Origin of the sequence: Lysobacter brunescens, from assembly GCF_042677005.1 — a bacterium.
Lineage (GTDB): Bacteria > Pseudomonadota > Gammaproteobacteria > Xanthomonadales > Xanthomonadaceae > Lysobacter_I > Lysobacter_I brunescens.
The window spans coordinates 1,392,849-1,412,915 of sequence record NZ_JBHTIF010000001.1 but is presented as its reverse complement, the minus strand read 5'-3'; the positions used below and the strand labels follow the sequence as shown (position 1 = coordinate 1,412,915).

Sequence of the window (20,067 nt, the reverse complement as noted above, 5' to 3'; positions counted from 1 at the left end):
GGGGAAGAGGTGCGTCGGTCGGTCCATACGGTCCCGTTCGGCGCCCCTTGTGTCGCATCCCGCCCCGCTCAAGTCCTCTCGGCATCCTGCGGAAAAGCTCTCGGAAAGATTGTCCTTTCCGATCAACGCGTTGCCAGCACCCCCGAGGTGGCCGTCAGCCGGGCCGCGAAGCGGTCCTCGGCCGCCCAGCCGGGCAAGGGCCGAGGACGACAGGCTGCGGATCGCCGGCACAGCGCGTCGCGGAGGAGCTGCGCGCCCAGTCGAAGGCCCGGTCCGGCGCCATCCAGGGCCGCGATGCGGTCGACCGCCTGCGTCGCCCGGGCCAGCAGCGCCGGGTCGGCCTCGGGCAGGAGCGCCGCGTGGCGGGCCACCAGCGCCAGGGCCTCGCCCTCCTGCCGAGTGGGTTCGGGCAGCGCGAGCAGAGCAAGCAGACGCGGGCGCAGCAGCGTCCAGGCCGCGCGCGACTCGCCATCCAGCATGCGCTGGCGCGCGGCGGCGACCAGGCCGAAATCGGTCTGTTCGTGGCTGCGCGCGCCGTCGTTGCAGCGCTCGAGGTAGGCGCTCGCACGGTCACGGCGCCCGGCCTCGGTCAGCACCCAGGCATGGAAGCAGGGGTTGGGCGAGGCGGTGATGTCCAGGCCGGCCCGCTCCATCGCGTCGATCCCGGCGACCGCGTCGCTCATCTCGTCGCGCCAGAAGTGCGATTCCACCTGGAGGTACAGAGCCCAGGCCTGCGCGCGCGGATGCGGACTCGGCACGCGCGCCAGGGCATCGATCTCGACCAGCGCCTCGCCGTAGCGACGCGCGCCGACGACTTCGCCGACCACGAAGTAGGGATGCAGGCTGTTGCCGCCATCCAGACGCGCCTCGCGGATGCGGGCGCGCGCGCGATCGAGGTGCGCACGCCAGGCGTCGGGTCGATCGCGGTCCATCCTCGCGAGCAGCAGCAGGGCCTCGATCTCGGCGCGCAACCGGCCGGAGCCGCGCGCCTGGGCGACGATGCCGCGCAGGGCTTCGCGGCGCGCGGCGAGCGCGGGGCCCGGCACGATCGGTTCCGCGCGCTGCACCCAGATCCGGCTCTCGGCGGCCGATCCGGTGTCGCCCAGCGCGGCGAACCCGTCCGCCACCTGCGCCTGCGCCCGGGCCGCCGCACGGCGTTCGCCGCGATGCATGTGCAGCGGCCCGAGGTTGGTGCCCAGGCGCAGCGCCGCATGGCGCCAGCCAGCCCGCTCGGCGACGGCGCGAGCGCGATCGATCTCGTACTTCGCGCGCTCCAGTTCCTGCAGGCGCAGCAGGGCGAGGATGTAGGCATCCTCCTGCTCCAGCCATTCACCGGCACCGGCCGGCGCGGCGTTCAACCGTTCGATCTCGCGCAGGGCGTCGCGCAGCTGCAGGCGCTCGACGCGCGCGACCATCGCCGCACGGGCGCAGGGCGCGGGACCGAGACGGTCGGGCTCGACCCGCGCCAGCAGGCGTTCGATCCGGCAGCGACGCACCGGGTCGTCGGCGCCCGGACCGGCCAGCGTACGGGCCACGTCGCGGGCCTCGTCGGCCTGGCCCTGCTCGAACAGCAGGCCGGCCAGGGCGATGCGCGCATCCGCCATCCCGGCATCCAGGGCGAGCGCACGCCGGAATTCCAGCACGGCGGTAGCGCGATCGAAGCGCGCTTCGGCCAGACGCCCGGCCACGTAGGCGTCGGTCGCCGCGCCCTGCGTCCGCATCGGCACCGGCATCTGGCGCGACAGCAGTGCGCGCATCGCGGCCGCCAGGCCTTCCGCGGGGCCGCGATAGCGTTCGCGGAGCATGGCGTCGCCCTGCGCGAGCGACAGCTCGGCCTCCAGCGCGCGCGGCTCGGCCTGCACGATCTGCACCTGCAGGTGCGGCCCACGGAACGGATTGCGTGTCTGCGCGCCCTGGAAGACCACCACCTCCACGTCGCGGAGGTGGGCCTGTTCGATCGCATCGCGCAGCAGGGTGTCGCGCAGCCACGACAGCGACGAGGGGGCGACGACCGCCACGCTCATCTCGATGTGCGGATCGAACGCGATGGCCTCGTCCGCGGGCGACGACACCCGCCAAGCGACGAGCCCCGCACACGCGATCGCCAGCGCCGCAGCCGCGACCAGCGGCCATCTCCGGCGTCTACCGCGCTGCGGCGGGGCGGCGGGCTCGACAGGGACGACGGGCGCCACGTCCGCCGGGGCCTCGGTCGACGGGGCCTCGATCGACGGGAGCGCGGCCGGCCGGATCCAGGCTGCGTCCGGCACCACCAGCACGTAGCCACGCTTGGGACGGGTCTGCAGGATGTCCTTGCCGTCGCCGCCGAGCGCGCGACGGATCTGCCACACGCAGTGGGTGATCGCCGCATCCTCGACCACCCGCCCGGCCCAGACGGTCTCCAGGATGTCCTCGCGCGAGACCAGCATGTTCGCCCGCCGTGCCAGCAGGAGCAGCAGGTCCTCCGCACGCGGCGTCAGCCCGCTGGCCCCGCCCTCCGCGGACAGCACCACGCCCTGGTCGAGATCGATCGTGAGCGACCCCAGCCTGAAGCCCGTGAACACCGGCTGCCTCGATCCGTCGTGTGATGGCATGGACCCAGTCTATGCGCTCCGGCAGCCTCTCCGGAGGTGCACGACCATGACACCCGTCATGGGTCGGTCATCCGGCGTCGACGGCGGGCCCTGTGGAGACGGAGCGCAGACCGGGCAGCAGCGGTGCTGCCGGCAGGAAAGGTCGCTGTTCAGCGGCGTCGCAGCTGCACCGGCAGGATCGGCAGCGCGCGCAGGTATTCCTCGCTGCAGCCGGTGAATCGGGCCATGCGCTTGTCGATGCGGCGCGGCAGCATCACGCGTCCCTTCGTGCTGCCGAAAACGAGCGCGCCCAGCACCAGCAGCACCGCCACGCCCGAACCGACGAGCCCGCCCAGGTCCCCGGCGATGGCGGCGATGCCGCCGCCGATGAACGGCGCGGCCAGTGCGGTCGCCCAGGCGCCGAGGATGATCTGCCCGCGCGCCTTCGCGTGCGCCTCGCACAGCGCGGCGGGATGGACCGATTTCTTGCGCACGATCGCCACGACGATGAGGGCGATGAGCAGGTTGATCAGGACCAGCAGGAACAACCACGGCGAATGCCAGTAGAACGTGCGCGGCTTGATCGTGCCGTGGACCGGACGGTTGCACTTCACGCAGCGCGGCGGCAGCGGCGCATCGATCAGGGCCACGAGCTCGTTGCCGTCCCGCCAGACCTTCACCTCTCCCTCTGGCGCGAGACCGCCGAACATGGGCTCGATGGCCGCCGTCGGCGGGCTGTACGGATTGAAATCGTCGTTGCGCATGCGCTCCCCCGGGCGATGGCGGAAAAACGCATCTTACGCGGCCGGCGCCAGGCCTGTGGCGCCGGCCGCGAACGCGATCAGTCCGCAGCGTCGGGGCGCGGCGGCGGTGTGCGACGTGCCGCGCGCGACACCGTCCACTTCCGCAGCCCCCACAACCCCAAGCCGCCCAGCAGCCACAGCGGCCACACGTGCATCAGCGCGACGAACACGTCGAGCACCGCGTACCAGCCGGTGCGCAGCGCTTCGCCGAGGCGGACGAAGAAGCTCGGGCGATGGCTGTCGAACATCGCATCGGTGTCCACGGACTCGTTGCGCTCCACCTTCGGCGACTGGTACAGCGACAGGTCGATGGTGCTGAAGGCGACCTTGTCCTCGAACTCCTTCCGCTGGATGAGCGCTTCGTCGCGCTGCAGCTTCGCGTCGCCCTGCGCGGCGATGACCTCGGCCTTGCGATCGAGCCGGTCGCCCGCCTGCACCGCATCACCGAGCGCCTGCTGGGTCTGCTGCTCGCGCTGCCACACCAGCTGCTGGCGCAGGATCTGGAACTGGACGTCGGTGGCTTCCAGGCTGCGCTGGTCGAGGAAGGCCATCTGCGGCGCGATCGCACGCAGGAAGGCCTGGGTGCGATCGCTCGGCACGCGCACGACCAGCGAACCCTGCACGGTGTATTCGGTCAGCTGCAGGCGCTTGCCGTCGCCGACGGGATGGCTGACCGCGCGCAGCGTCTGCGCCTGGATGTCGTTGCGCAGCACGAAACCGCCCTGCTCGGCCACGGCGTCCTCGATCGCCATGGCGGCGGCGTAGACATCCTTCACCCGGAAACTGGCGCGCGCGGTGCGCATGAATCGGCGCGCCGGATCGGCCTGGCTCGCGGCGATGGAGGTGAGTTGGCCAGGGTCGACGCGCGTGTCTTCCTCGCGCGTCCCGTATTGCTGCGTGGCATCGGCACCCTGCGCCATGTATGCAGCCGCTTCGCGCTCCGCAGCGTTGCTTCGCATCGGCATCTGCGCCATCGGTGGCGCGGCAGGTGCAGCGGCATCCGCAGCGGCCACCTCGACCGACGTCTTTTCGGCGGCCGCTTCCGCTGCGGACTCGTGCCTGCTGCAGGCCGCGACGGCCGCAGCCAGGGCGGCGGCCGTGAGGCAGGCCGCGATTCTCGAACGCGTGGACGATTGCATCGCACTTCCCTCGTGGTTGGGTCGCGGCCGGGTGGCTGCGAACACGCGAAACCAACGTAGGGGATCCCCGCGCGGGGTGAACATCGGGGCATCCGCCCCCGGCGTCTCCCGCGCCACCGCCGTCACCGGCGGGGCGCGGACTGCGTTCCGATCAACGCATCGGTCAACGCATCGATCAGCGCTCGAGGATGGCGACGACGCCCATGCCGCCAGCGGTGCAGATCGAGATCAGGCAGCGACCGCCGCCGCGTTCCTTCAGCTGCTTGGCGGCGGTGGCGACGATGCGCGCACCGGTCGCGGCGAAGGGATGGCCGGCGGCGAGCGAGGAACCGACCGGGTTCATCTTCGCCGGGTCGATGCTGCCCAGCGGCGCGGCCAGGCCGAGACGATCGCGGCAGTAGTCGGCGCTTTCCCAGGCGCGCAGCGTGCACAGCACCTGCGCCGCGAAGGCTTCGTGGATCTCGTAGATGTCGAAATCCTGCAGGGTGAGGTTGTTGCGCGCGAGCATCTCGGCGACGGCCACGGTCGGCGCCATCAGCAGGCCTTCGCCGTGGATGAAGTCGACGGCGGACACATGCACGTCACGGATGTGGCACAGCACTTCGTGGCCGTGCTGCGCGGCCCACTCGTCGGAGGCGATGAGGCAGGCGGCGGCGCCGTCGGTGAGCGGCGTGGAGTTGGCGGCGGTGAGCGTACCGCGGCCGGAGGTGCGGTCGAAGGCCGGCTTCAGCGTCGCCAGCTTCTCCAGCGTGGTGTCGGTGCGCAGGATGTTGTCGCGCGACACGCCGCGGAACGGCACGACGAGGTCGTCGAAGAAGCCGCGCTCGTAGGCGGCGGCGAGCTTCTGGTGCGAGGCGAAGGCCAGCGCGTCCTGTTCCTCGCGCGGGATGTGCCACTCCTTCGCCATGTCCTCGCAGTGCTGGCCCATCGACTTGCCGGTGCGCGGTTCGCCCACGCCGGGCAGTTCGGGCTTGAGTTCCTTGAACGAGAACCCGTTCGTGAAGCGCGCCAGGCGGTCCATCGCGGTCTTCGCGGTGGACACCGAGATCAGGCGCTTGCGGAAGGCCGGGCTGAACACGATCGGCACGTCCGACGTGGTGTCGGAACCGCCGCCGATGCCGGACTCGATCTGTCCGGTGGCGATCTTGTTCGCGACGTGGATGATCGTGTCCAGCGAGGTGCCGCAGGCGCGCTGCATGGTGATGCCGGGGGTCAGCGGCGACAGGCCCGAGGACAGCGCGGCCTCGCGGCCGAGGTTCCAGTCGCTGCTGTGCTTGAGCACCGCGCCCAGCGCGACTTCGCCCAGCTGCTGGCCGTGCAGGCCGAACTTCTCGACCACCGCGCCGAGGGTGCGGACCGACATGCCCAGGTTGCCGACATCGGCATAGGCCGTGTGCTGGCGACAGAAGGGGATACGGGCGCCGCCCAGGACGGCGACGGGACGACCATGCAGCATCGGACACCTCTCGGATTTCGGGATGCGCCGGCGGCGGGACGCCGGGGCGCGGGACGGGTCGATTTGACCCGCAAACGCTGGAGCTTCGCCTCTAAACCCGCCGCGAAACGACGCCTGCAGCGGATAATGGCCGAGTTTACCCCCGCACGCAGAGACCATGAGCGCACATCCGACCGCCACGCCGTCCCCGAAGCCGCGCCTGTTGGTGCGCGGTGCGCTCGCCCTGGAACTGGTGCCGGGCACCCGGCCGGGCCGGGCCGCATTGCGCCAGGCCGAAGCCGGCGCACTGGCCGAACGGATCGGCCACGACCTCGCGCTGCTGGCGCCGCAGGCGGCCTCGCTCGACCTGGTCCTCGCCGGCGCGCATTACGACCCCGCCGAACTGCTGCGCCCGGGCTGGCCGTTGCACCGCCGGCTGGAGGAACTCCACGCGCGCGCCCCGCAGGCCGGCGGACCGCGGATCATCGCCTTCGGCGCGGATGCGGATGGCGTGGTGCCGCTGCCGCTGCGCGCCGAACCGGAACTCCAGGACGGCCCACTGCGGGTGGTGCCGTTCCTGCTCGTCGGCGACGCCGCCGAAGTCACCGCCGTGGCGACGACGTTCGAGGAGATCCTGCTGGAGCGCGGCATGGCTCGCGCCGAAACCGCGCTGGCCGCGCAGGACGGCTTCGCAGCGCGGATCGAACATGCGCGCTACCTCACCGCCTACGATCTCGCCGCGATGATGGCGCTGCAGTACGCGAACGTCGGCCTGGACGGCCTGTGGACGCTGCTCGAAACCGCGCTGCTGGTGCCGCAGCGGGAAGCCTGGCTGGACGCACCGCCGGAACCGCTGCTGCGCTACGCAGACGGCCAGGTGCGCGCTGCCGCCTTCGATCGCGACGGCTGGCGCACCCGCTACGGGCCGCAGGAGAACGACGACGCCCGCATCGATCGCGGCTTCGCGCACTTCCAGGCTCGACAGCGGCAGCTGGTCGCGATCCTGAAGGTCCATGGGCTCGACGTGGAACCGGTGCCCTGCCCCGCGCATGCGGATGCGCGGGCGTTGTTGGGCGCCGGCAACGGCTGAGCCGCGCAGGGTTTTCTTTGCGATCAGCCGGGAATGGCGCCGGCGGCTTCCGGCTGGTACTGGATGCCGGTGACCGTGAGCCGCAGCGTGCGGCCGCCGGGCGCCGGCCAGTCGATGTGCTGGCCCACCGACAGGCCCAGCAGCGCGCTGCCGACCGGCGCGAGCACCGAGATCTTGCCCTGGTCGGCGTCGGCATCCTGCGGATAGACCAGGGTGAGCAGGCGCGACTCGCCGCTGTTTTCGTCCAGGCAGGCGACCACCGAGTCCATGCTCACCACATCGGCCGGCATGTCGGCCGGGGCGACGACGTTCGCGCGCGCCAGCTCTTCGCCCAGCGCGTGCGCGGCGGGCAGCTGGCGCAGCGCCGGGGACTCGAGCATGGCTTCGAGGCGGGCGATGTCCAGGGACGAAACGGTGATCGGCGGCAGGCTGCTCATGAGGAACTCCAGAAAGACAACGGGCGACGCGTTCGACGCGCCGCCCGGTGATCAACAGATTGTGGAAGGGACCATAGCCCGCCGCAGTGGCGGCTTCAAGCCCCGGGCATCGGTCAGGGCGCGATCTCGATCACGCCGCAGGCAGCGCGGGCGCCGGCATTGCCGGTAGGCTGGCTGACGTAGTCGTCGACGCCGGCGTGGACGATGATCGCGCGACCGAGGACATCGTTGGCGGCACCGCTGCCGAGGGTGACGCCATCGGCACGCACATCGACCTTCGCCACGCCGCGCGCATCGGCGACGATGTTGTCCATGTCGCCGGCATGGTGCGCACCATGGCCGACGCGGCCGTGCGCGGCGGCGGCGGGGTTGAAATGACCGCCGGCGCTGCTGCCGTCTGCGGCAGTGCAGTCGCCGCGTTCGTGGATGTGGATCGCATGCGTGGCGTTGCGGCCGAGGCCGCCGAGTTCGCCTTCGATGCGCACGCCGCCATCGACCGCGAACACCAGCAGCTTGCCGCTGACCAGCGTGCCGGAGACCGGCGCCATGTTGGCGATCGCACGTTGCAGGCGGTGCTGCGGCGCTGCGGGCTGCGGTTTCGGCGGTGGCGCGCTGGTGCAGCCGGCGAGGGTTGCGAGCGCGAGGGACGAGAAGACGATGGCGAGGCTGCGATGGCGCATGCGGGGGACTCCTTGCGGTTCATCGGGGCGCGAGATGCGCGAGGGACAGGCAGCTTATCGCGTCGACGGCATGCAGGCGTTGCCGGCAGCACAACGGCGCGTCGCGCGCCGTCGGACACATCATTCCATCGCGCGCGGCTTGCGCCCGGGGCCGAGCCTGCGCGTGATCGTGTTGCGCCCCAGTCCCAGCCGCGCCGCCGCGTCCGAACGATGGCCGCCGGTGTGCGCCAGCGCGGCCTCGAACAGGGCGCGCTCGAAGCGTTCGCGGGCATCGGCGTGCAGGTCGGTGCAGCCTTCGTCGAGGCGGCGCGCGGCCCAGGCCGACAGGGCGGCCTCCCAGTCGCCTGAATGCGTCGATCCCACGACGCCGCTGCCACCGGCCGGCATCGGGATCGCGGGCACGAAGGCATCGTCGAGATCAGCGACGCCGATGACGTCGCCCGGCGCCAGCGCGGCCAGGCGCCAGCACAGGTTCTCCAGTTCGCGCACGTTGCCCGGCCAGCGATGCGCCATCAGCCGCTGCAGCGCGGCCGGCGCCAGGCGCTTGGGCGGCGCGTCGAACTTCAGCGCCGCCGCGCGCAGGAAGCGTTCGGCGAGCTTGCCGATGTCCTCGCGCCGCTCGCGCAGCGGCGGCAGCTGCAGGCGGACCACGTCGAGGCGATGCAGCAGGTCGGCGCGGAAGCGACCGTCGGCGACCAGCGCGTCGAGGTTCTGGTGGGTCGCGGCGATCACGCGCACGTCGACGCGGATCAGCTCGCGCCCGCCGACGCGGAAGAATTCGTTCTCGGCCAGCACGCGCAGCAATCGCGTCTGCAGCGGCAGCGGCATGTCGCCGATCTCGTCGAGGAACAGCGTGCCGCCGTCGGCCTGTTCGAAGCGGCCGACGTGGCGCTTGCCGGCACCGGTGAACGCGCCCGCCTCGTGGCCGAACAGTTCGCTTTCGAGCAGTTCGGCGGGAATGGCGGCGGTGTTCAGCGCGACGAAGGGCTTGCGTGCGCGCGGCGATTCGCGATGCAGCGCGCGCGCCACCAGTTCCTTGCCGGTGCCGGTCTCGCCGGTGACCAGCACGCCCAGCGGCGCCTGCGCGAGCCGGCCGATGGCGCGGAAGAGCGCCTGCATCGCCGGTGTGTCGCCGACCAGCGCGTCCTCCGCAGGCGGCGACGCGACCGCCGTCGCGGTGCCGTCGTCGCTGCCGCGCGCGCGGCCCGGCGTCGGTGCGAGCACCTGGGCCGCGAGGGCCACGGCGGCGTCGAGGTCGAAGGGTTTCGACAGGAATTCGTGCGCGCCGCCGCGGAACGCGCCGGCCGTGCTGGCGATGTCGGTGTAGGCGCTCATCACGATCACCGGCAGCTGCGGGTGACGCGCCTTGATCGCATCCAGCAGCACCAGGCCGTCGTCGCCGGGCATGCGCACGTCGGTGAACAACAGTGCAGGCGGGCGCCGGGTCTCCAGCGCATCGAGCACAGCGCGCGCGGCCTCGAACGCGGTCACTTCGTAGCCGGCTTCGCGCAGCGCGGTGGCGAGCACGAAGCGCACCGCGCGGTCGTCGTCGACCACCCAGACGGTGGCAGCGGCATCAGGCATCGTCGGCCTCGTGGGTGTAGGGCAGCAGCAGGGTGAACACGGTGTGGCCGGGGCGCGAGCGGTAGCTCAGCGAGCCGCGATGCTCGCGCGCGACCTGCTGCGCGAGCGCGAGACCGAGCCCGGTGCCTTCGGCGCGACCGCTGACCAGCGGCAGGAACACCTGCTCGGCCAGCGATTCGGGCACGCCGCGACCGTCGTCGGCGATCTCCAGGCGCAGCGCGTGCGCGTGGATGCGGTCGCCGATGCGCACGCTGCGTTCGATGCGCGTGCGCAGGCTGACGTTGGCGGCACCGGCTTCGATGGCGTTGCGCACCAGGTTCCACACCGCCTGCGTGAGCCGGTCGGCGTCGCCGAGCAGCTCGGGCAGCGAGGGGTCGTAGTCGCGGACCAGCTTCACCGCCCAGCCAGCGTCGCTCTCGGCGAGACGCAGCACGCGTTCGAGCACGCCGTGGATGTTCAGCGCTTCGTGTGCGCGCGCCGGCTGCGGCGACAGCAGGCGGTCGATCAGGTCAGTCAGCCGCCCCACTTCGGATTCGATCAGGCCGGTCAGCTCGCGCGCCTCGTCGCCCTCGACGCGCCGGGCGAGCAGTTGCGCGGCGCCCTTGAGGCCGGCCAGCGGGTTGCGCAGCTCGTGGGCCAGGCCCTTGAGCGCGGCCGACAATGCGGTCGGCAGGACCGTCGCCGGATCCTCGCCCGGGAATTCGTCGACCGGATGCGCCTCCAGCCACCAGCCGCCGCCCTCGCGCCGGGTCAGCAGCACGTCCGCGTACTGCTGCGCCTCGCTGCCGGGGAACCCGAACGGCAGCCGACGCAGGCGGACCTGGTCGCCCGGCGGGGGCGCTTCGACCACCTGCGCGAGGCGCTGGCCCTCCGCCTCCAGCGCCGCCATCGGCAGGCCCGGCAACCGGCGTGGACTGATCCCCAGCCAGCGCGAGAAGGCCAGGTTGCCGCCTTCCACCCGCCCCTCGGGATCGGACCAGACAATGGGCGTAGCGAGTGCATCGAGGGGCGCGGAAGGTGAGGTCATTGCACCAATTTAGTGCAAAAGAGTGGCGAAGACGAGGTATTTGCCCCTCCAGAGGGCAATTCGCCGACAAAACGCCCGGTACAGCGCGGGCCGGACCGCCCACCCACCCGTTCAACCGACCGCCGGTGACCTGCCCTTCACCCCCGTGAGGTAGGATGGCCGGGCATCTGCGCCATTCGCGCGTCGCTTCCGGCACCTGATCCGAGCCTCCGGTCGTTCCGCTCCCTTTCATGCGTTGCCTCACCCGTCGGGTGGGGATCCCGGGAGCCTGCCATGTCCGGTCACCATCCTTTCTCCATCGCCCAGGTCGCTCGCGACCGCCCCCGCCGGTCGGCATGCGCATGAGCCGGCATCCCCGCGCGCACTGCAGCCGCTGCGACGCCCTCTGCTGCCGCCTGACCGTGGTGGTGTTCCCCGAGGACGACATTCCCGCGTACCTGACCGACACCAATGCGCAAGGCGTGACGGTGATGGCCCGCGACCCCGATGGCTGGTGCGTCGCGCTCGACGGCGCGCGCATGAACTGCGGCATCTACGAGACGCGACCGAGCATCTGCCGCAAGTTCGCCATGTCCGGCCCCTACTGTCTCGACGTGCGCGCCGAAGCCGCGCGGGCCGCGCAGGCGATCCCGATCCGCGTCGTGGCCTGACACCCCTTTCCTCCGACCCGATGGCCCCATGACCAGACCCGATACGACCCGCCACTTCGAGCAGCGCAAGGACGACAAGCGCAAGACGCTGACCCACGAGCAGATCGCCACCGACCTGGATGCGTTCAAGCGCGCGGGCGGCAAGATCGAGGTGCTGGGAAACACGCTGACCCTGCGCACGATCCCGATTTCCACACGCCAGGACGGCACCGCGGCGCCGGTCGCCGCAGCGACGAAGAAGAGCAAGCCGGCGGCAGGCTGATCGCCGGAGTGCAGCGCACGGCCCGGCGACAACCCCCGCATGGCGGCTGCGCGCAGGCTGCCACTACACTTCGGGGATGAACAGAACGCATCCGACCCGCACACGTCCGATCCGGGCCCGCCTGGCCTGCACGCTCGCCGCCGCCCTCCTCGCCCTGCCTGCCGTGTCCGTCCATGCCCTCGACGGCAAGTGGACGCCGCAGCAGGTACTCGACATCGACGCTCGCTGGCTCAAGCAGCAGGGCCTGAAGCTGCCGCCATCCGCGCTGTGGGACGGCGAGCGCGGCACCGGCCTGCTCACCGGCACGGTCAACATCGCCGGCTGCTCCGGCGCCTTCGTCTCGAACACCGGCCTGATCGTCACCAACCACCACTGCCTGTTCAACCTGGTGCAGGAACACAGCTCGCCGCAGCGCGACCTGATCACGAACGGTTTCCTCGCACGCACGCCGGCCGAGGAGCTGCCCGGCAAGACCACCCGCGTCGAGATCCCGAAGCGCTTCACCGACGTCACCGCGCGCCTGCTCGCCGCCGTACCCGCCGGCGCCACGCCGCAGCAGCGCCTGAAGGCAATCGACGAGGCGCAGAAGGCGATCGTCGCAGAGTGCCGCAAGCAGGCGGACATCAAGTGCAAGGTCTCGGCTTTCGACGACGGCGTGACCTACACGCTGATCGAATCGATCGAACTGCGCGACATCCGCCTGGTCTACGCGCCGCCGCGCGCGATCGGCGAATACGGCGGCGAGATCGACAACTGGTCGTGGCCGCGCCATACCGGCGATTTCGCCATCGCCCGCGCCTGGGTCGGCAGCGACGGCCGCCCCGCAGACTTCGCCGAAGGCAACAAGCCCTTCGCACCGGAGTTCTTCTTCCCGATCTCGAACGACGGCGTGAAGGAGGGCGATTTCGTCATGGTGCTGGGCTATCCCGGCATCACCTGGCGCTCACTGATCGCCGACGAGATGCGCGAACGCCGCGAACGCTTCTTCGTGCGTCGCGAGGACCTGTTCGGCGAATGGATCGCGATCCTCGAAAAAGCCAGCGAAGCCGATGCACAGGCGCGGATCGCCTTGGCCGCGAACCTCAAGGGCATCCACAACCGCTACAAGAACGCGCAGGGCCAGATCGCCGGGCTCGATCGCGGGCGCATGGTCGACAAGCAGCGCGCGGCCGACGATGCCGTCGCGGCCTGGGCTGCGAAACAGCCCGCGCATGCCGACGCCATCACCGCGCGCGACGCGCTGCGCGAAGTGCTCGCCGAACGCGAACGCAGCTGGGAGCGCGACTTCCTGCTGAACCTCATTCCGATGGGCAACGACAGCGTGGCCGGCGGCATCCCGCCGCTGCCCAAGGGCTTGTATTTCGCTGCGACGCTGGCGCACAACGCCGTCGAGCAGGGCAAGCCCGACGAGGCCCGCGCATCGGGGTGGACCGCTGCCGAGCAGTCGCGCCTGCGCGACCGCCTGCGCCGCGAGCAGGCCAACTATTCCATCGATGCCGACCGCCGCGTGTTCGCCGCGCTGGTGCGCCGCGCACTGGCGTTGCCGCAGGACCAGCGCATCGCCGCGATCGATGCGCGCTTCGCCGGCAAGACCCCGGCGCAGATCGACGAGGCCATCGCCGCGCTGTATGCGGGCACGCCCGTGTTCGACGCCGCCGCGCAGGACGCGATGCTCGGCGAAGGACTCGACGCACTCTCGGCGCGCAAGGATCCGCTGCTCGACCTCGGCATCGCCTGGAACCGCGAACTGCGTGCACTGCGCGAACGCGAGCGCGACTGGAACGCCCGCGCCGCGCTGCATCGCCCGGCCTGGCGCCGCGCCGTCGCCGCGCATGCCGGCAAGCCGATCGCGCCCGACGCCAACGGCACGCTGCGCATCAGCTTCGCCCACGTGCAGGGCTACGCGCCGCGCGACGGCATGCAGTACACGCCGTTCACCACGCTCGCGGGCGTGCTGGAGAAACACACCGGCAAGGAGCCGTTCGACGTGCCGGCGAACGTCCGCGCGGCGGCCGCCACGCAGCCGACGCGGCGCGTGAACTTCCTCGCCGACGGCGACACCAGCGGCGGCAATTCCGGCAGCCCGGTGATCGATGGTCGCGGTCGTCTCGTCGGCCTGAACTTCGATCGCGTGTGGGAAAACGTCGCCGGCGACTTCGGCTTCAACCCGGCGGTGTCGCGCAACGTCAGCGTCGACATCGGCTACATGCTGTGGCTGCTGCGCGATGTCGAGAAGGCCGACACGCTGCTGCAGGAGCTCGGCGTCGCCTCGCGCAAGTGAGCACGCGAACACGTTGTTGTAGAGCGGAGCTTGCTCCGCTCATGCGTTCAGGGGAAAAGCGAGCGGAGCAAGCTCCGCTCTACGCGGGTGCAGAGGGCGGTGCGGATCGATGCGGCCGCCGTCAGCGGCGATAGGCATCCACCCACTGCACGCGCAGCGGCTTGCCGGGCATCGCGACGTCAGCCGGCAGCGTCACCTCGAGCCAGGCGCGTCCGGCCTCGACGCGCATCGTCTCGCGCGTCGCCATCACCTTGCCGCCGACCGACAGATCGAGGCCTTCCAGCGTGCGGAACGGGCGGCCCGGCGCGTAACGCAGTCGCAGGCGCAGCGGCGAAGGCCAGGCCTTGCCCGAAGCCGGCGCGAGCGTCATCCGCCCGATGCCGGACGGACTGGTGACATCGATCATCACGCCGCGTCCATCGCGTGCCTGGCGCACGGTGTCCTGCGCGCGTTCGGTCCGCACCGACAGCGGCGCGGGCTTCGCCGCGCTCGCGCACAGGGCCAGCGCCATCAGGCCGAGGGCCAACGCCCCCCGGCATCGCCATCCATCCTTGTGCCATCGCCATTGCATCGTCGCGCTCCCGATCGGCATCCCGGTCCAATGACGTCGACTGTAGGACAGGTTCGGGCATGATGGACATCCATCACCTGCCGCTCACCGGATCCGCTCATGCACGAACCCGCCCTGCCGAGCTGGACGCAACTCGTCCGCGATATCCACGACTTCCCCAAGCCCGGCATCGTGTTCAAGGACATCACCCCGATGCTCGCCGATGCCCAGGGCTTCGCCGGCGCGATCGACACCCTCGCCGCCCCGTGGCGCGACGCGTCCATCGACGCCATCGTCGCCGTCGAGGCGCGCGGCTTCATCTTCGGCGCGCCGCTCGCCCGCGCGCTCGGCATCGGCTTCGTTCCGGTACGCAAGCCCGGCAAGCTGCCCGGCCGCACCGTGCGCCAGACCTACGCGCTCGAATACGGCGAGGACACCCTGGAAATCCATGCCGATGCGCTGCACGCCGGCGCCCGCGTGCTGCTGATCGACGACGTGCTCGCCACCGGCGGCACGCTGGACGCCACGCGCGCCCTGGTCGAACGCCTCGACGCACGCGTGATCGGCGCCGGCGTGCTCATCGAACTGGCCGCGCTGCACGGCCGCGCCCGCTGGAACGGCACGGCACCGCTGCGCGCAGCGTGGGTGGTGTAGCGACACGCGTTCGACGCGCGCTCCCGACGCGGCCCTCGAATGGTCACCGGACGGACCCGGACGCGTGCTAGCGTCGGCCTGCGCCGTCGCGACGATGCGCGGTGCTTCACCCGGCCATCACTCAAGGAGGATTCCCATGTCGTTGTCGCGTCGCTGCCTGTCGTTGCACCTCATCCTCGCCACTGCACTCGCCTGCTGCGCGAGCACCGCCGCCGCATCGGATTTCCCGCGCCTCGACCAGGCCCTGCCTTCGGGCGCGAGCATCGATGCGATCCATCCGGTCTTCGACTTCGATGGCGACGGCTGCCTGCCCAGTGCCGGCATCAGCCGCTACGGCGAGCAGAACGGCGGCCTGGCCACCTCGGGCAGCATCACCGGCGGCTGTCGCCGCAGCGATTTCATGGCCTACAGCAACACGCTGCACCGCTACGCCTGCATCGACAGCGGCGGCAGCCGTTACTGCGGGCACTTCTTCGCGCTGTACATGCTCAAGGACCAGGTCACCGCGCTCGGCGGCGGTCATCGACACGACTGGGAACATGCCGCGGTGTGGACCCGCAATGGCGTGGTCACCCATGCCGGCTACAGCGCGCACGGCAAGCTCTACAACGCTGCTGCCTCGTCGCTGCCGATGCAGAACGGGCACGTGAAGATCGTGTACCACAAGGACGGCGTGGGCACGCACGCGCTGCGCTTCGCCTCGGCCAACGAAGTCGCCGAGAATCCCTACGGCCAGTTCGTGCTGCCGGTGCTCACCAGCTGGCACACGCTGCGCGGCGCCAGCCTCGACAACGCCGCCATGCGCAGCCGGCTGAACAGCTACAACTACGGCTCCGCGACGATCCCGATGAAGGATTCGAACTTCCTCGGCAACCTCAACACCTATCGCCCCTCGGGCTATCCAGCCTTCACGCAAGCGTCGATCGACGCCTCGCGGTGAACGCGACCGGGCGACCGGCCAACGCCGGCCGCCCGTCGTTCAGAAGGGGTTCCCGCTTCACTTGATCTCGATGCGCACGCCGTCGACCGCTTCCTGCAGGACGGCCTTGTGCATGGCCAGCATCTGCTCGAAGTTCTCGGTCGCGACGATGATGACCATCGACACGTACAGATCGTCGATCTTGCGGAACAGGATCAGCTGACCGCCGCCGGTCGCAGGATTGGTCACCGACAGCGCGGTGTAGCCTGGCTTGCTGAAATCGCTGCGTTCCTGCACCGAGGCGGGATCGAAACCGATTTCGCCCAGGCGGGTGAACACCACCTGCTGGTATGCCTCGATCGTGTCGACATCCTGGCCGAATTCGGCGACGAGCAGATCGACGGTGGCGCTCACGCCGAGCTTGAAACGCAGCTCGCTCCTGGGTTCGACCACGGCGAAGTAGCGGGTCGTGGTTTTCGGACTGCGCCAGGACTGCGGCGGCGTGGTCGCGATGTGCACCCGCGACTCGTGGCGCTTGAGCAGGGCAGAAAGCGCGGGAACCGTGTCGCCCTTGCCGACGGAGGCCGCCATCCTGTGAAGGTTGTCGGTGCGCATGAGGCCGCCGACGATGCCCTTGCCGAGCACCTCCTGCACGGCGGGCATCTGCGCTTCGAGGAAACCGCGATCGGTCAACGCCTGCTCGAGGGGGATGCGGGTCAGGCTGTTGCCGCCGATGCGCTCCCTGAGCAAGCGGTTGCCCTTCGCGGTCTCGTACAGGTCGTAACGGATCGTCATCGCCACCGACACGTCATGCGTCGGCGATGCCATGCCGCCGGCGGAGATCCCGGCGAACTGCTCGTCGACCAGCAGCACGTAGCCGACGCCCTGCGATTTCGCCCGCTGGATCAGCGCCTGCTCGTCCTTGTCGCTGTCGTATGTCGCGCCATCGTCGATGATGTCGAACACCGGATACTTGCCCTCGAACGCCTTCTCGATCGCGGCGACCAGGCTCGGACGACGATCGAACGGCCCGATGGTCGCGCTGTATTCCTTGCTGCGCGCATCGAACGCGATCGCATTGCCCATGCCTCCGAAAGGCAGGAACAGGCCGCGCGCCACCGCGCCCTTGGTGACGAAGTCGACCTGCAGGGTCTGCTGGGTGTCCTTCGTGGCCACGAGGACGCGGACCTTCGCCGGATCCTGCGCAGCGGCGCCGCCGATGGCGAACAGGAACAGGCAGGCGCCCGCGCACCACGCGCGGGTCCAGCGGGCAAAGCGATGCGCAGGGTGCGACATGGGGTCTCCGGAGGCAGGAAGGCCGCGCCATTCTAGGGCCTCCGTGCGCCGGAACCGTGCCTTGCGGTCGTTGCATCGGCGCGCGGCATGACTTTCGCGACATGCGCGGACGCGCGGTGCGTGGTCCCGTGGCATCGCGCCAAGCGCCGCACAGCGCGAGCGGTGCGGGACGGCGATGATGGGACCGGATGCCGCGCGCCCGCCGGCGTCCGCATGCAGCCACGCGCGGCCATGCCGCGCCACCGCAGGAGTACGGATGATGACCTCCCGTCGCGATTTCCTGACCACCGCATCCCTGGCCGGCGCCGGCCTCGCACTGTCGCCGCTCGCGGCCTGCGCGCGCGAACGTCCGCCTGCCGCGAGCGGCAAGACCACGTCCACATCGGCACGCGCCGGCACGCTGGCGATGCGCGCCATTCCTTCGACCGGCGAGCGCATCCCGGCGATCGGCGTGGGCACCTCGGGCAGTTACGAGGTCGCGCTGGATTCGCCGGCGTTCGCGGCGTTGCGCGACGTGGTGAAAGTGTTCTTCGAGGGCGGCGGCACGCTCATCGACACCTCGCCGAACTACGGCAATGCCGACGAGGTCGTCGGCGCGCTGCTGGCCGAAGGCGGCTGGCGCGAGCGCTGCTTCCTGGCGACCAAGCTCGCCGCAGACGACCAGGAGACGCTGGAGCGGCAGTGGGCCGAATCGAAGCGTCGCCTGCGCACCGGCAAGGTCGAACTGCTGCAGGTGCACAACCTGCGCAACATGGCGCAGGCCTGGCCGTACGCCCGCAGGCTCAAGGACGCGGGCGAAACGCGCTACATCGGCCTCACCCATTTCCAGGCGCGCGCGCATGCCGAGCTCGCGCGGTGGATGCGCGAAGAGAAGCCGGACTTCGTGCAGATCAACTATTCGCCGGTCGCACCGGAAGCGGCCGACACGATCTTCCCGCTGGCGCAGGAGCTGGGCATCGCGGTGATCGTCAACCGCGCCTTCGACGACGGCCGGCTGTTCGCGCGCGTCGCCGACAAGTCCCTGCCCGGCTGGGCCGGCGAGGTGCAGATCGATTCGTGGGCGCAGCTGTTCCTGCGCTTCGCCATCAGTCCGCCCGCAGTCACCGCTGTGATCCCCGCGACCGGCAAGCCCGAGCGGCAGGCCGACAATCTCAAGGGCGGCATCGGCCCGATGCTGAGTGCCGCGCAGCAGGCGGACGTGCGCCGGTTGTTCGCCTGATGCGCGACCTCGTCGCCCGGCTGTTCAACCTCGAACGCCACGAAGCGGGCGCGGTGATCGCGGGCTTCGGCATGTTCTTCCTGCTGTTCGCCGGGCTGTTCATGCTGCGCCCGGTGCGCGAGACCATGGGCGTGGCCGGCGGCGTCGACAACCTCGCGTGGATGTTCACCGCGACCTTCGTCGGCATGCTGCTGGCGATGCCGGTGTTCGGCTGGGTCGCGGCGCGCGTGGCGCGACGTCGCATCCTGTACTGGGTGTTCGGCTATGTCTCGGCCACGCTGCTGCTGTTCGCGGTGGGCATGGCGACGTCGCCGGAGGATCCGTGGATGGCGCGCGGGTTCTATGTCTGGTACTCGGTGTTCAACCTGCTCGCGATCTCGGTAGCGTGGAGCGTGCTCGTCGACGTGTTCGCGATCGGCCAGGCCAAGCGCCTGTTCGCGCTGATGGCGGCCGGCGCCAGCCTCGGCGGCCTGTGCGGTCCGCTGCTGGCGGATCGGCTGGTGACGCCGCTGGGTCACGCCGGCCTGCTGGCGCTGTCGGCGCTGTGCCTCGCCGCCTCGGCGTTCGCCGCCTCGCGCGTGCAGCGCTGGCGCGACCGGCACCCGCTGCCTGCGGACGCGGAGGCGCCCCGGCAGCAGCCTCTGGGCGGCAATCCCTTCGCCGGCGCGATCGACGTGCTGCGTTCGCCCTACCTGATGGGCATCGCGGTGTTCGTGCTGCTGCTGGCGACGCTCAACACCTTCCTCTACCTGCGCCAGGCGGAACTGGTGGCCGAGATGTTCCCCGATGCCACGCGGCAGACCCAGGTGTTCGCGCGCATCGACTTCGTGGTCCAGGCGCTGTCGCTGCTCGCGCAGTTGTTCGTCACTGGGCGCCTCGCCCAGCGACTCGGCGTGCGCGTGCTGCTCGCCGGCGTGCCGCTGGTGATGGCCGCGGGCTTCCTGTGGCTGGCGCTGGCGCCGACCTTCGCGGTGTTCGTGGTGGTGATGGTGGCGCGCCGCGCCGGCGAATACGCTTTCATCCGTCCCGGCCGGGAAATGCTCTACACCGTCGTGCCGGCCGAGCAGAAGTACAAGGCCAAGAATTTCAACGACACCGTGGTCTATCGCGGCGGCGATGCGGTGAGCGCGTGGGTCAAGACCGCCATCGACGCCGTCGCGCAGCAGCCGATGATCGCGATGCTGATCGGTGCGGGGATCGCACTGGCCTGGACGATCAATGGTGCCTGGCTGGCGCGCCGGCTCGATGGGCGCGCGGGAGATGGTGCTGCGTGAGTTGATGATCGTCCGCTATTGAGCGGCAGGCAATACGGTGCCTGGTTGCATTTGCATGATCGTGAGTCAAGAGCGATTGAATGGCACCTGGAAAGCCTTTCGGCGCGTCCCTGTGTTTCGCTCGCTGTCGCGAGCGAGTTACTTTTCTTTGCTTGTGCAAAGAAAAGGTAACCAAAAGAAAGCACACCCCGTCGGTT

18 protein-coding genes are annotated in these 20,067 nt (G+C 70.6%); 8 read left to right on the top strand and 10 right to left on the bottom strand.

From position 1 onward, the window contains the following. Positions 1–122: 122 nt before the first annotated feature. From ACFQ0E_RS06065 to ACFQ0E_RS06050, 4 genes are all read right to left on the bottom strand, one after another. Positions 123–2,591, bottom strand: coding sequence for a winged helix-turn-helix domain-containing protein (locus ACFQ0E_RS06065; RefSeq protein ID WP_386822777.1), 2,469 nt, complete (start codon positions 2,589–2,591; stop codon positions 123–125). A 149-nt stretch (positions 2,592–2,740) separates the two neighbouring features. Then, positions 2,741–3,334: a hypothetical protein gene (locus ACFQ0E_RS06060; protein ID WP_386822776.1), complete on the bottom strand. Its 594-nt coding sequence runs from the start codon at positions 3,332–3,334 to the stop codon at positions 2,741–2,743. A 77-nt stretch (positions 3,335–3,411) separates the two neighbouring features. Continuing rightward, the gene (locus tag ACFQ0E_RS06055) at positions 3,412–4,512 is read right to left on the bottom strand and encodes a DUF4349 domain-containing protein (protein WP_386822775.1); all 1,101 of its coding nucleotides are present in this window, start codon (positions 4,510–4,512) and stop codon (positions 3,412–3,414) included. Positions 4,513–4,687: 175 nt separating this feature from the next. After that, positions 4,688–5,968, bottom strand: a complete 1,281-nt coding sequence (locus ACFQ0E_RS06050) for an acetyl-CoA C-acetyltransferase (RefSeq protein ID WP_386822774.1) — start codon at positions 5,966–5,968, stop codon at positions 4,688–4,690. Between the two features lie 157 nt (positions 5,969–6,125). Here ACFQ0E_RS06050 and ACFQ0E_RS06045 point away from each other — a divergent pair, with 157 nt between their 5' ends. After that, complete coding sequence (locus tag ACFQ0E_RS06045) at positions 6,126–7,037, top strand: hypothetical protein (protein ID WP_386822773.1); 912 nt, start codon at positions 6,126–6,128, stop codon at positions 7,035–7,037. A 23-nt stretch (positions 7,038–7,060) separates the two neighbouring features. Here the strand turns inward: ACFQ0E_RS06045 and rnk are convergent, their stop codons facing one another. The 4 genes from rnk to ACFQ0E_RS06025 form a co-directional block, all read right to left on the bottom strand. Further along, positions 7,061–7,474, bottom strand: a complete 414-nt coding sequence (gene rnk / locus ACFQ0E_RS06040) for a nucleoside diphosphate kinase regulator (protein WP_386822772.1) — start codon at positions 7,472–7,474, stop codon at positions 7,061–7,063. A gap of 113 nt (positions 7,475–7,587) precedes the next feature. After that, positions 7,588–8,154, bottom strand: coding sequence for a superoxide dismutase family protein (locus ACFQ0E_RS06035; RefSeq protein ID WP_386822771.1), 567 nt, complete (start codon positions 8,152–8,154; stop codon positions 7,588–7,590). A 120-nt stretch (positions 8,155–8,274) separates the two neighbouring features. Next, positions 8,275–9,738 (bottom strand): nitrogen regulation protein NR(I), encoded by a 1,464-nt coding sequence (ntrC, locus tag ACFQ0E_RS06030; RefSeq protein ID WP_386822770.1) that lies wholly within the window; start codon positions 9,736–9,738, stop codon positions 8,275–8,277. Further along, a complete protein-coding gene (locus ACFQ0E_RS06025; RefSeq protein WP_386822769.1) occupies positions 9,731–10,765 on the bottom strand; it encodes a two-component system sensor histidine kinase NtrB in 1,035 nt (344 codons plus the stop codon). The genes ntrC and ACFQ0E_RS06025 overlap by 8 nt, the downstream gene beginning before the upstream one ends. A 335-nt stretch (positions 10,766–11,100) precedes the next feature. Between ACFQ0E_RS06025 and ACFQ0E_RS06020 the strand changes: the two genes are divergently transcribed. From ACFQ0E_RS06020 to ACFQ0E_RS06010, 3 genes are all read left to right on the top strand, one after another. Beyond that, on the top strand, positions 11,101–11,415 hold the full coding sequence (locus tag ACFQ0E_RS06020) for a YkgJ family cysteine cluster protein (RefSeq protein ID WP_137850564.1): 315 nt from the start codon (positions 11,101–11,103) through the stop codon (positions 11,413–11,415). A 28-nt stretch (positions 11,416–11,443) separates the two neighbouring features. After that, positions 11,444–11,677 (top strand): hypothetical protein, encoded by a 234-nt coding sequence (locus ACFQ0E_RS06015; protein ID WP_386822768.1) that lies wholly within the window; start codon positions 11,444–11,446, stop codon positions 11,675–11,677. Positions 11,678–11,753: 76 nt separating this feature from the next. Then, on the top strand, positions 11,754–13,958 hold the full coding sequence (locus tag ACFQ0E_RS06010) for a S46 family peptidase (protein ID WP_386822767.1): 2,205 nt from the start codon (positions 11,754–11,756) through the stop codon (positions 13,956–13,958). Positions 13,959–14,079: 121 nt separating this feature from the next. Here the strand turns inward: ACFQ0E_RS06010 and ACFQ0E_RS06005 are convergent, their stop codons facing one another. Then, a complete protein-coding gene (locus ACFQ0E_RS06005) occupies positions 14,080–14,484 on the bottom strand; it encodes a hypothetical protein (RefSeq protein ID WP_386822766.1) in 405 nt (134 codons plus the stop codon). Positions 14,485–14,628: 144 nt separating this feature from the next. Between ACFQ0E_RS06005 and ACFQ0E_RS06000 the strand changes: the two genes are divergently transcribed. Together ACFQ0E_RS06000 and ACFQ0E_RS05995 are read left to right on the top strand one after the other, a co-directional pair. After that, on the top strand, positions 14,629–15,162 hold the full coding sequence (locus ACFQ0E_RS06000) for an adenine phosphoribosyltransferase (protein ID WP_386822765.1): 534 nt from the start codon (positions 14,629–14,631) through the stop codon (positions 15,160–15,162). Positions 15,163–15,298: 136 nt separating this feature from the next. Next, positions 15,299–16,102, top strand: coding sequence for an NPP1 family protein (locus ACFQ0E_RS05995; protein ID WP_386822764.1), 804 nt, complete (start codon positions 15,299–15,301; stop codon positions 16,100–16,102). Positions 16,103–16,159: 57 nt separating this feature from the next. Here ACFQ0E_RS05995 and ACFQ0E_RS05990 read toward each other — a convergent pair whose 3' ends face one another. Continuing rightward, the gene (locus ACFQ0E_RS05990; RefSeq protein ID WP_386822763.1) at positions 16,160–17,377 is read right to left on the bottom strand and encodes a hypothetical protein; all 1,218 of its coding nucleotides are present in this window, start codon (positions 17,375–17,377) and stop codon (positions 16,160–16,162) included. A 259-nt stretch (positions 17,378–17,636) separates the two neighbouring features. Between ACFQ0E_RS05990 and ACFQ0E_RS05985 the strand changes: the two genes are divergently transcribed. Next, a complete protein-coding gene (locus ACFQ0E_RS05985; RefSeq protein ID WP_386822762.1) occupies positions 17,637–18,596 on the top strand; it encodes an aldo/keto reductase in 960 nt (319 codons plus the stop codon). Further along, entirely contained in the window at positions 18,596–19,870 is a 1,275-nt protein-coding gene (locus ACFQ0E_RS05980) for an NTP/NDP exchange transporter (protein ID WP_386822761.1), read from the top strand. Before ACFQ0E_RS05985 ends, ACFQ0E_RS05980 begins: the two co-directional genes overlap by 1 nt. Positions 19,871–20,067 lie beyond the last annotated feature (197 nt).

Bases quoted from the DNA above. Each gene is read 5' to 3' on its own strand.
- ACFQ0E_RS06065 (WP_386822777.1), bottom strand. From the start codon at position 2,591: ATGCCATCACACGACGGATCGAGGCAGCCGGTGTTCACGGGCTTCAGG.
- ACFQ0E_RS06060 (WP_386822776.1), bottom strand. From the start codon at position 3,334: ATGCGCAACGACGATTTCAATCCGTACAGCCCGCCGACGGCGGCCATC.
- ACFQ0E_RS06055 (WP_386822775.1), bottom strand. From the start codon at position 4,512: ATGCAATCGTCCACGCGTTCGAGAATCGCGGCCTGCCTCACGGCCGCC.
- ACFQ0E_RS06050 (WP_386822774.1), bottom strand. From the start codon at position 5,968: ATGCTGCATGGTCGTCCCGTCGCCGTCCTGGGCGGCGCCCGTATCCCC.
- ACFQ0E_RS06045 (WP_386822773.1), top strand. From the start codon at position 6,126: ATGAGCGCACATCCGACCGCCACGCCGTCCCCGAAGCCGCGCCTGTTG.
- rnk (WP_386822772.1), bottom strand. From the start codon at position 7,474: ATGAGCAGCCTGCCGCCGATCACCGTTTCGTCCCTGGACATCGCCCGC.
- ACFQ0E_RS06035 (WP_386822771.1), bottom strand. From the start codon at position 8,154: ATGCGCCATCGCAGCCTCGCCATCGTCTTCTCGTCCCTCGCGCTCGCA.
- ntrC (WP_386822770.1), bottom strand. From the start codon at position 9,738: ATGCCTGATGCCGCTGCCACCGTCTGGGTGGTCGACGACGACCGCGCG.
- ACFQ0E_RS06025 (WP_386822769.1), bottom strand. From the start codon at position 10,765: ATGACCTCACCTTCCGCGCCCCTCGATGCACTCGCTACGCCCATTGTC.
- ACFQ0E_RS06020 (WP_137850564.1), top strand. From the start codon at position 11,101: ATGCGCATGAGCCGGCATCCCCGCGCGCACTGCAGCCGCTGCGACGCC.
- ACFQ0E_RS06015 (WP_386822768.1), top strand. From the start codon at position 11,444: ATGACCAGACCCGATACGACCCGCCACTTCGAGCAGCGCAAGGACGAC.
- ACFQ0E_RS06010 (WP_386822767.1), top strand. From the start codon at position 11,754: ATGAACAGAACGCATCCGACCCGCACACGTCCGATCCGGGCCCGCCTG.
- ACFQ0E_RS06000 (WP_386822765.1), top strand. From the start codon at position 14,629: ATGCACGAACCCGCCCTGCCGAGCTGGACGCAACTCGTCCGCGATATC.
- ACFQ0E_RS05995 (WP_386822764.1), top strand. From the start codon at position 15,299: ATGTCGTTGTCGCGTCGCTGCCTGTCGTTGCACCTCATCCTCGCCACT.
- ACFQ0E_RS05990 (WP_386822763.1), bottom strand. From the start codon at position 17,377: ATGTCGCACCCTGCGCATCGCTTTGCCCGCTGGACCCGCGCGTGGTGC.
- ACFQ0E_RS05985 (WP_386822762.1), top strand. From the start codon at position 17,637: ATGACCTCCCGTCGCGATTTCCTGACCACCGCATCCCTGGCCGGCGCC.
- ACFQ0E_RS05980 (WP_386822761.1), top strand. From the start codon at position 18,596: ATGCGCGACCTCGTCGCCCGGCTGTTCAACCTCGAACGCCACGAAGCG.